General features: G+C 30.6%; 3 protein-coding genes. All 3 read left to right on the top strand.

Annotated elements, in window-relative coordinates:
* Positions 1-297: phosphopantetheine-binding protein (locus tag GQ47_RS20565; RefSeq protein WP_035652548.1), on the top strand; the 297-nt coding region annotated here is incomplete at its 5' end.
* Position 298: 1 nt separating this feature from the next.
* Complete coding sequence (locus GQ47_RS20560) at positions 299-1,903, top strand: MBL fold metallo-hydrolase (RefSeq protein ID WP_035652546.1); 1,605 nt, start codon at positions 299-301, stop codon at positions 1,901-1,903.
* A 5-nt stretch (positions 1,904-1,908) separates the two neighbouring features.
* A partial coding sequence (locus tag GQ47_RS20555) for a TubC N-terminal docking domain-related protein (protein WP_035652544.1) occupies positions 1,909-2,255 on the top strand: 347 nt, incomplete at its 3' end.

The raw sequence follows: 2,255 nt of genomic DNA, 5'->3' as shown, positions 1-2,255 counted from the left end.
GACATCATTAAAAAAGAATATGCAGCCCCAAGAAATGCCATTGAAGAAAAAATGGTAGAAATATGGCAAGAAGTATTAGGGGTTCAAAAAATAGGAATTACAGATAATTTCTTTGAACTGGGGGGACATAGTTTAAATGTAATCAGATTTTTAAATATGACTCAAAAATATTTTTCAGTTAAATTGACGCTTAGAGAGTTCTTTGCTAATCCAAAAATTGAAAATATTTCAGCTCTTATTGCCTCATTGAATTCAAGTTTATCGAATAAAAATAGAAAATCAAAAAAAATTATTTAAAATGAAAAATTTAGTTTATTTAAAACCAAATGTTGTAATTGAACCCTTAATAGAAAGATGGTATGCATGGACACATCTCATATCACCATCAACTGCATCAATGAATATAACAAAGAGGCACATTGAAATAATGAATTCTTATATTGAATCCCCTGTATTACATAGTGAGGCCGTTAAGAATCCAAAAATGCTAGGTGGCCCTTTTATGGATTACAAAGAGGATAGATCAGAGGATATAAAAAAATTAATCGAGTCAACTTTTATTAACCAAAAGGAATTAATTAGTCTATCCTTAGCAATTAGAAAACTAGTTTTATTGTTAAACAAAGAAGCCAAGGGACAATCACTAGAAGATTTGTATGATGTAGTGCCCGATATTTTAAAAGGCTATGTAGAATTAATATATGATTTAAATGGAAATCCTTCTTTTAGATTTTATGAGCAGCTTTTATATAAGAGTAAATACTATAACAAAGAAAATCAAAGTATAGCATTGTGGGTTACAAATAACGATTCACGCCCCTTTTGTTTGAGTACACCTAGACTGGATGAGGATGACATATTGCATTTAAATATCCCTTTTGAACATAATTTTATAGATGAATTAAGTAAAATGAAGCGAATTGCACGTCCTTATAATGAAATAAGAAAAATGATTGGGGAATTAAATGAAACTGAAGATACTCTTTTTCAGTCATTTTTTACTGAAACTCCATCTGTTCCTTATACAAAATATGAAGGGGACAGTATTAGAATGAGATATTTTGGCCATGCCTGCATATTAATCGAGACACGAGAAATTAGTATCCTTGTTGATCCATTAATCAGTTATTATGGTTATGAATCAAGCGTGGAACATTTCTCCGATTATGAATTACCAGAAACTATTGATTATATTTTAATAACTCATAACCACCAAGATCACATTTTATTTGAGACTCTTTTGCCGCTCAGACACAAAGTAAAAAATATTATTGTTCCACGTTCAGGTGGAGGACATCTTCAAGATCCTAGCCTAAAATTAATGTTTAATGCTATTGGTTTTAACAACATCATCGAAATTGAAGAATTTTCAACCATAAACTTTTCAGATTGTAATATTACAGGGATTCCATTTACTGGAGAACACAGTGACTTAGATATTAAAGCTAAAATGTGCTTTCATGTTAAGATTGAAAATTTTTCCTTACTTTTTGTAGCTGATTCTAGAGTATTAGAAAAGAAATTATACGAACATTCTCAAGCCCTGATTGGAAATGTGGATGTTATTTTCCTTGGTATGGAATGTGATGGTGCTCCACTAACTTGGTTGTATGGCCCACTCGTTGTAAACGAATTGTCAAAAGAACACGACCAGTCCAGAAGATTAGCAGGATCTGATTGCAAAAAAGGAATGCATTTGGTAAATACTTTTAATCCATCGGAAGTATATGTATATGCTATGGGACAAGAGCCTTGGTGCGAGTTTGTTAGTAGTATAAAATATACTGATGAGTCTAATCCTATCGTTCAATCTAATAATTTAATTAAGGAATGTATTTCAAGAGGAATAATTGCTGAAAGGTTATTTGGAGAAAAGGAGATATTATATAAAAGAAGAAAATAAAAATTATGGATAAGATTAGGGATTTATTAATAGAATTAAAAAAAGAATCAATTGATATTGTTTTAAATGATGATGAACTTGAAGTATTTTATGATACAGATGATTTAGATCCGGTAATTTATGATCAGATAAAAAACAACAAGGATCAGTTAATACAATTTCTAAAAAGTTCGAAAAGTGATATAAATAATCCTTTTTCAATACCAGTATCTCCAATTAAAGCTGCCTATCCTCTAACTAACTCACAGAGTCGTTTATGGATATTGAGCCAACTTGAGGGTGGTTCTTTGGCCTATAATATGCCGGCAGCAGTTAGGTTTACAGGAACTGTTGATTTTGATAAATTTGAAGA

The sequence above is a fragment of the Flavobacterium sp. ASV13 genome (assembly GCF_000745775.1).
GTDB lineage: Bacteria > Bacteroidota > Bacteroidia > Flavobacteriales > Flavobacteriaceae > Flavobacterium.
The sequence above is the reverse complement of the archived record's forward strand: the minus strand, read 5'-3'. Positions and strand labels throughout refer to the sequence as shown.